We start from the raw sequence: 7,098 nt of genomic DNA on the forward strand, positions 1-7,098 counted from the left end.
ACCGTGCGAGCCCCAAGGACGGCAACCCCTCAGTGCCCGCACCTCGCGGCGAAGGCCTCGGCTCGACAACCCGCTTTCTTCACGGACGCCCACCGCACTGACATGCCCTCGTCGCATAAGCAACCAGCGGCAAGATCGCGCCTGAAACCTGACCGCTCAGTTCACGCAGCCGGCCATCGCGGGCGGCGCGGAAGACGTGGACGAAGGCGGCGCGGCGATCGAAGAAGTGGCCGCCACCGGCCTGATCCCGATCCCGCCGGTCGGCTCCCCCACCGCGGCGACACTCGTCGAATTCAGCGCGGACTTCACGAACGCCTTCACCTCGGCCGGATCCACCTTCACCGCGTCACCGTCGGAAGGCGTCGGCAGGGACAGGCTCTGCACCGGGATCGTCTGGAACTTCAGCGCCCCCGAGCTCATCCCCCGCAGCTGCTGCGCGAAGTTGAGCACGTCCCAGCCGCGGTCGAGCACGACCGAACCCTGGATCGCGCCGATCAGATCGCTCAGCCGGGTGGGATCGGTGAAGGTCCCGGCGTCGAGGACGGTCTTCGCCATGCTCGACAGGAACGCCTGCTGCCGCGCGATGCGGTCCAGGTCGCTGGGCAGGCCGTGCCGCTGCCGCACGAAAGCGAGCGCCTGCGGCCCGGACAGCAGCTGCTTGCCCGCCGGGAACAACGCACCGGAGAACTTGTCCTGCACGGGCGCGTTGAGGCACACCTCGACACCGCCGACGGCCTCGCTCAGCGCGGAGAAGCCTGCCAGGTTGACGGCGGCGTAGTGGTTGATGGACAGGCCGGTGAACTGCTCGATCGTCTGGATCGTGAGTTTGGCGCCCGCCTCGTTGGCCTTGACCTCGAGCTGCGGGCCGGACAAACCCTGGGCGCGCAGCGTGTTCATCGCGGCGTTCTTGCCGCGGCTGTACGCCGAGTTGATCTTGTGCTTGCCGAAGCCGCCCGCGATGTCCACATAGGAATCGCGCGGGATGGAGATGGCCGTCGCGCCCGCGCCGCCCGCCGGGATGTGGACCACGATCATGGTGTCGGTCGTGTCGCCGCCGTCGTCGCCGCTTCCGGCGTGCAACGCGTCGAGGACGTTCTGCGGCAACGGGTTCCCGTTGGTGTCGGTCCGGGAGTCGATGCCGACGAGCAGGATGTTCTGTGCCACCTTCAGCGGTTCACCGGCCGGACCTTCGGGCACCTGCGCGGAGGGGGCGATCACGTCGGCCGTGACGATCGCACCGTCCAAACGGCTCAACTGGGTCCACGCGAAACCCGTGACCCCCAGTACGGCCGTCGACACCAGGCCCAGTGCGACGCGGCCGCCGATCCGCCGTCCTCGCGACGTGAGCAGCACGACCTTCTCCCCGCTTCCGTGAATGATCCCCCGCATTCGAGGATCACCGCGTTAGCTGGGAATTACCTGAGAAACGTGTCATAACCGGGTCTTAAAGCCCGTTCGGACCATCCGAAGTGATCAAGCAGACAGCCGATCGCGACACCGCGTGCCGGATCGATCGCGCAGCGCTCCCTAGCGCGGCATACGGCGCCAGATCGCGCGTGGCACCACGCGCATCACCGCGAACATCGGCCTCAGGAGTCCCGGCACCCACACCGTCCCTCGGCGCTTCCGGAGCGCGGCGACCGTCGCGTCGGCGACCTGATCGGGAGTGCTGGAGAACGGCGCCGGCGACATGCCCTCGGTCATCCGGCCGATCACGAAGCCGGGCCGGACGAGCAGCAGACGCACACCGGTGCCGTGCAGGGCGTCGGCCAGTCCGCTCGCGAAGCCGTCGAGGCCCGCCTTCGCCGATCCGTAGACGTAGTTCGCCCGCCGGACCCGCACCCCGGCGACCGACGAGAAGACCACGAGGCTTCCGTTTCCTTGCTCACGAAGCACATTGGCCACATGCGTCAGCACACTCACATGAGCCACATAGTCGGTGTGGACGATCGCGACGGCGTGCCCGGCGTCGGCTTCGGCGCGCGCTTGGTCGCCGAGGATCCCGAAAGCGGTGACGACGACGTCGAGCGGCCCGTGTTCCGCGACGACCTTCTCCAGGAACGGACCGTGCCCGGCGAGGTCGTCGGCGTCGAACTCGACGGCGTCGACGGTCTCCGCCCCGGCGGCCAGCAGCCGCTCCGACTCCGTGCCGAGGTCCGCGCTCCGTCGCGCGGCCAGCACGATCCGGCGCGCCCCGCCCTTGGCGAGCCGTTCCGCGACCGCGAGGCCGATCTCGCTGCGTCCGCCCAGTACCAGCACCGTTCCGTTCACCCGCCGCAGTCTGCCAGGCGGTCCGGCGCCGCCGGGCAGTGGCACGCTTCACAAACTGCAATTTTGCAGTATCTGCATCTTTGGGCGTATCGTGGTGCCCATGCCCGAACCCGTCAAAGGTCTCCGCGAGCGCAAGCGGCTGGAAACCCACCGCGCGCTGGCGACCACCGCCGTCCGGCTCGTCGCCGAACGCGGTCTGGACCAGGTGACGGTCGAGGACATCAGCGCGGCGGCGGGGGTTTCACCGCGCACGTTCTTCAACTACTTCGCGTCCAAAGAGGACGCTGTGGTCATCGCGCACGCCGACAGCGCCGAGCGGACCCAGCGCACCATCGACAAGTTCCTTGCCGCGCCGAAGGAAGTCAGCACTCCACGCGCTTTCGTCGACGCACTGAAGGAAGACTTCGCCCAAGTCGACGAGAACCGCGAAGAGTGGCTCGGCCGGATGAAGGCCATTCAGGAGAACGCCACTCTGCACTCGCGCGCGGTGGCCATGAACCACGACACCATCGCGCCGATGATCGAAGCGATCGCGCGCCGCACCGGCGTGGATCCGAAGGCCGAGCTGTACCCGGCGCTGCTGCTGTCCGCGCTCGGCGGCGCGGTCAACGCCGTGCTGATGCTCTGGTACCAGCACGACGGCCGGGTGTCCGCGCTCGATCTGCTGGACGACGCCGTCGAAATGCTTCTCGCCGGGCTCCTGGAGCCCGGCGGCCGCGCGCGCTGACGCGCCCGGCACCACAGGAACACGAAGGGGGACCACCATGTCCGCATCCATGACCGAACCACGAGAACCGGAGGCCCCGGCGGCGGGCTCGATGGGCCGCAAGCAGGTCCTCGAAGCGATGTCGGGGCTGATGATGGGCATGTTCGTCGCCATCCTCGCCTCGACGGTGGTCGCGAACGCGTTGCCGCGTATCGTCTCCGAGCTCGGCGGTTCGCAGGCCTCCTACACCTGGGTGGTCACCACCGAACTGCTGGCGATGACCGCGACGGTGCCGCTCTGGGGCAAGCTTTCCGATCTGTACAACAAGAAGCTGCTGATCCAGCTCTCACTCGGGCTGTTCGTGGTCGGCTCGCTGGTCGCCGGGTTCGCCGGCAACATCGAGCTCCTGATCGGCAGCCGGGTCGCGCAGGGCATCGGCGCGGGCGGGCTCACCGCGCTCGCGCAGGTGATCATGGCGGCCATCGTCTCGCCGCGTGAACTCGGGAAGTACTCGGGGATCTTCGGTGCCGTGTTCGCCGTCGGGACCATCGCGGGCCCGCTGATCGGCGGGGTCATGGTGGACACGTCGTGGCTCGGCTGGCGCTGGTGCTTCTTCCTCGGGGTCCCGTTCGCCATCGCGGCGATCCTGTTGCTGCAGCGCACCCTGAACCTGCCGACGATCCGGCGTGACGTGAAGGTCGACTACCTCGGCGCGTTCCTGATCATGGCCGGTGTCTCGACGCTGCTGGTCTGGTCCTCGCTGGCCGGGCACCAGTTCGCGTGGGGCTCGTGGTGGACGGTCGGCCTGGTGACCGCCGGCGTGGTCATCCTCGCCCTCGCCGTCTACGTCGAGTCGAAGGTGGCCGAGCCGATCCTGCCGCTGACCCTGTTCCGTAACCACACGGTCGCCCTGACCACCCTCGCGAGCTTCCTCGTCGGTGTCGCGATGTTCGGCGGGACGGTGTTCCTGTCGCAGTACTTCCAGCTGTCGCTCGGCAAGTCGCCGACCGTCGCCGGACTGCTGAGCCTGCCGATGATCTTCGGCATCCTCGTGTCGTCCACGGTGTCGGGCCAGCTGATCAGCCGCACCGGCAGGTGGAAGAGCCACCTGCTGCTCGGCGCGACGCTGATGACAGCGGGGCTGGCGCTGCTGGGCACCATCGACGCGAAGACGAACATCGTCGTCCTCGGCGCGTACATGGTGCTGCTCGGCGTCGGTGTCGGCATGCTGATGCAGAACCTCGTGCTGGTGTCGCAGAACGACGTCGACGCGCACGACCTCGGCACGGCGACCTCGACGCTGTCGTTCTTCCGCAGCCTCGGCGGCTCGATCGGGGTGAGCGCCCTGGGCGCGGTGCTCGCGAACCGGGTCCTCGCGCTGATGAGCGAGAAGCTCGGGCCGCTGCCCGGTGGCGGCGAAGGCGGCGCGGTGCCGAACATCGCCACGCTGCCCGAACCGGTCGCGAACGTCGTCCGCGAGGCCTACGGGGAAGCGACCAGCGAGCTGTTCCTGATCAGCGCGCCGATCGCGCTGCTGGTCATCGTCGCCGTCGCCTTCCTCAAGCACAAGCCGCTCAAGACCCAGTCGGGCAACGAGCGGCTGGCCGAGGAGACCGCCGCCGCCTGACCGCCACGAGCGAGGGGCCCGGTTCCGCGGAACCGGGCCCCTTTTTTCGCGCGCACGAAGAACACGGGGAAATTCGATGAACGCGATATCGAGTGGTTTCACGCAGCTTCAGGCGGCATTGCCGACGCGAATCAGGTGGCGCCGTTCACTGCCGGTCAGCCCGCCGAAAACGCCGTGGGCCAACCCGTTGTCCACGGCGTAGGCCAGGCAGGCCGAAACGACCGGGCAGCGCGCGCAGACGGCCTTCGCCCTGGCCGCCTGCCGTGCGCCGGGACCGGTTTCGGTGACCGGGAAGAACAGTTCGGGATCCTCACCACGGCAAGCGGCCTCACCGAGGGCGCCCGCCATCCTCATTTCCATTTTCCTATCACCTCCTTTTCTCCGATTTTCCCTTCCTCGTCAAACGACTTCCGGGTATCCGGCCGCGCACGCGGCGCAAACATCACCTTGACCGAATCGTTACACTCAGCGGCCCGCTCACTGCACCTGTCCTGTGAGGGCTTTCGCGTCAGGCGGCTGAGAGCGGTGAGTGCGGGTGATGGGCCACGACGGGTTCGACGAGTTCTTCCACGCCGAATTTCCGCTGCTCACCGGCTTCCTGTGCAAGGCGGGCTTCGCGCTGGACCCGGCGCGCGACGCGGCCGCGGAGGCCATGCTCAACGCCTACGAGGGCTGGCAGGGCATCACCCATCCGAAAACCTGGGTCCGCCGCGTCGGGCATCGGCGGGCGAAGGAGCAGACCGCGGTCCGGGCGGACTGGGCCTTCGCCGACGCGGGCCGGGAGGACAAACTCACCGCTCTCGCCGACGAGGCGTCATCCGTCCTGACGATGCTGGGCAGGCTGCCGAAACGCCAGCAACTAGGCATCGCTTGGGCGCTGGACGGCTACTCGTCGCGGGAGATCGCCGGGGTGCTCGGGATCTCGGACGAGGCGGTCCGGTCGACATTGCGCCACGCGCGTGGCCGGTTGGCGGAGCACGATCCCGGGTTCGTCGACCGGTTGGACAGCGCCAACGGCGTCTTCCTCGACGCGTTGCGGATGGGACTCGACGCCGTAGACACCCTCGCCCGGATCAAGAACCGCGCGATGGTCCGGGAACTCGCCTTGGTGGCGCCCGGAACCCCGGCGGAGTCGGAACCCGAACAGGTGACGCCGTCGCAGTGGTACACCCTCGACGAACCCGTCGCGGCGGCCGGGAAGGGCGACCGGCGGGCGCTGGACCATCTGCTGACCACCGTCCGCCCGCTCGTGATCCGGTACTGCCGGTCGCGGATCGGCAGACAGGAACGGACGTACGCCTCGGCTGACGACGTCGCGCAGGAGGTCTGCGTGGCGATCCTCCGCGCCCTGCCCACGTATCGCGAACGAGGGCGGCCGTTCCTCGCCTTCGTCTACGGCATCGCCCAGCACAAGGTCGCGGACGCCCGGCGTGCCGCCGCCCGTAACCGCACCGAACCCGTTGCCGAAGTCCCCGACGGCATCTCGGCTTCCGTGGGCCCGGAACACCAGGCGCTGCACAACGAATTGAGCGACCGGATGGGCGAACTGCTGCGGATCCTGCCGGACAAGCAGCGGGAGATCGTCGTGTTGCGGATCGTCGTGGGCTTGTCCGCGGAGGAGACCGCCGGCGTGGTCGGGTCGACGGCCGGTGCCGTACGAGTGGCGCAGCACCGGGCTTTGACGCGATTACGGAAGATTCTCACCGACGGCTGAAGGCTCACGGATACCCGATCGTTACGCCGTTTTCGTAACGTAACACGGGAATACGTCACGCCGATCCCCGATCCCGATCATCGGCGTCATCGCCTGGCCGCTCGTCATCGTCGGACTCATTCTCGCCGGAATCGGTTTCTCCCGCGCGAAAAGCGGCGTCGCGACCAACAAAGGCCTCGCGCTGACCGGCATCATCCTTTCCGCGGCCGGACTGGTCGTCTGCATTCTGTGGACGATCGTGTTCAGCAAGGCCGTCGTGGACGCGGCGAACTCGCTTCCGACGGCGCCGATTTCCGCGCCCGGCGTCCCGCTGGGCAACGACGCGGACACCTCCGCGCCGGAACAGCCCGCCAAACAGCAGGCCACCGAGCACACCGTGGTCTACCGGGTGACCGGGACCGGCGGCGCCAAAGCGGGCAACATCACCTACACGACCGACGGAATGACCACCAGCAACCAAGAAGCCAACGTCAAGCTCCCGTGGGAGAAGACGATCAAGCTGCCGTCGGGCGAGGCGCTGCAGATGGTGAGCATCCTGGCGCAGGGCAACGGCAAGGGTGCCATCAAGGTCACCATCGAGGTCGACGGCAAGCTCATCAAGGAAGCCAGCGCCCAGGAGTACGGCGTCGCGCACGCGAACGAGAACATCGGCTCGCTCGGCAACTGAACGTGTGGTGGGGGGGGCGCCCCGCGCCCCCCCCCCCCCCCCCACCCCCACCCCCGGGCGCGGGGGCGGCCCCCCCGGGGCGGGGAGCGGCCGCCCCCCCCGCCCCGCCCCCG

7 protein-coding genes are annotated in these 7,098 nt (G+C 68.6%); 4 read left to right on the plus strand and 3 right to left on the minus strand.

Translation table 11 applies throughout. The features are described 5' to 3' along the window. Positions 1 to 156 precede the first annotated feature (156 nt). Together ACIRGA_RS37720 and ACIRGA_RS37725 are read right to left on the minus strand one after the other, a co-directional pair. Positions 157 to 1,353, minus strand: a complete 1,197-nt coding sequence (locus ACIRGA_RS37720; RefSeq protein WP_400951082.1) for an LCP family protein — start codon at positions 1,351 to 1,353, stop codon at positions 157 to 159. Positions 1,354 to 1,527: 174 nt separating this feature from the next. Continuing rightward, positions 1,528 to 2,271: an SDR family NAD(P)-dependent oxidoreductase gene (locus tag ACIRGA_RS37725; RefSeq protein WP_400951064.1), complete on the minus strand. Its 744-nt coding sequence runs from the start codon at positions 2,269 to 2,271 to the stop codon at positions 1,528 to 1,530. A gap of 100 nt (positions 2,272 to 2,371) precedes the next feature. On the opposite strand from ACIRGA_RS37725, the gene ACIRGA_RS37730 reads away from it, so the two are divergent. Both ACIRGA_RS37730 and ACIRGA_RS37735 read left to right on the plus strand, forming a co-directional pair. Continuing rightward, positions 2,372 to 2,998, plus strand: coding sequence for a TetR/AcrR family transcriptional regulator (locus tag ACIRGA_RS37730; RefSeq protein WP_400951067.1), 627 nt, complete (start codon positions 2,372 to 2,374; stop codon positions 2,996 to 2,998). Between the two features lie 37 nt (positions 2,999 to 3,035). Beyond that, positions 3,036 to 4,604 carry an MDR family MFS transporter gene (locus tag ACIRGA_RS37735; protein WP_400951070.1) on the plus strand — a complete coding sequence of 523 codons (1,569 nt, stop codon included), beginning with the start codon at positions 3,036 to 3,038 and terminating at the stop codon, positions 4,602 to 4,604. 108 nt (positions 4,605 to 4,712) lie between these two features. Here ACIRGA_RS37735 and ACIRGA_RS37740 read toward each other — a convergent pair whose 3' ends face one another. Further along, on the minus strand, positions 4,713 to 4,964 hold the full coding sequence (locus ACIRGA_RS37740) for a WhiB family transcriptional regulator (protein ID WP_400951072.1): 252 nt from the start codon (positions 4,962 to 4,964) through the stop codon (positions 4,713 to 4,715). A 178-nt stretch (positions 4,965 to 5,142) separates the two neighbouring features. Here ACIRGA_RS37740 and shbA point away from each other — a divergent pair, with 178 nt between their 5' ends. Together shbA and ACIRGA_RS37750 are read left to right on the plus strand one after the other, a co-directional pair. Next, positions 5,143 to 6,318: an RNA polymerase sigma factor ShbA gene (gene shbA / locus ACIRGA_RS37745; RefSeq protein ID WP_400951084.1), complete on the plus strand. Its 1,176-nt coding sequence runs from the start codon at positions 5,143 to 5,145 to the stop codon at positions 6,316 to 6,318. A gap of 238 nt (positions 6,319 to 6,556) precedes the next feature. Continuing rightward, positions 6,557 to 6,985: a hypothetical protein gene (locus tag ACIRGA_RS37750; protein ID WP_400951075.1), complete on the plus strand. Its 429-nt coding sequence runs from the start codon at positions 6,557 to 6,559 to the stop codon at positions 6,983 to 6,985. Positions 6,986 to 7,098: the final 113 nt, after the last annotated feature.

Origin of the sequence: Amycolatopsis sp. NPDC102389, assembly GCF_044765885.1 — a bacterium.
In the GTDB taxonomy this organism is placed as follows: Bacteria; Actinomycetota; Actinomycetes; order Mycobacteriales; family Pseudonocardiaceae; genus Amycolatopsis.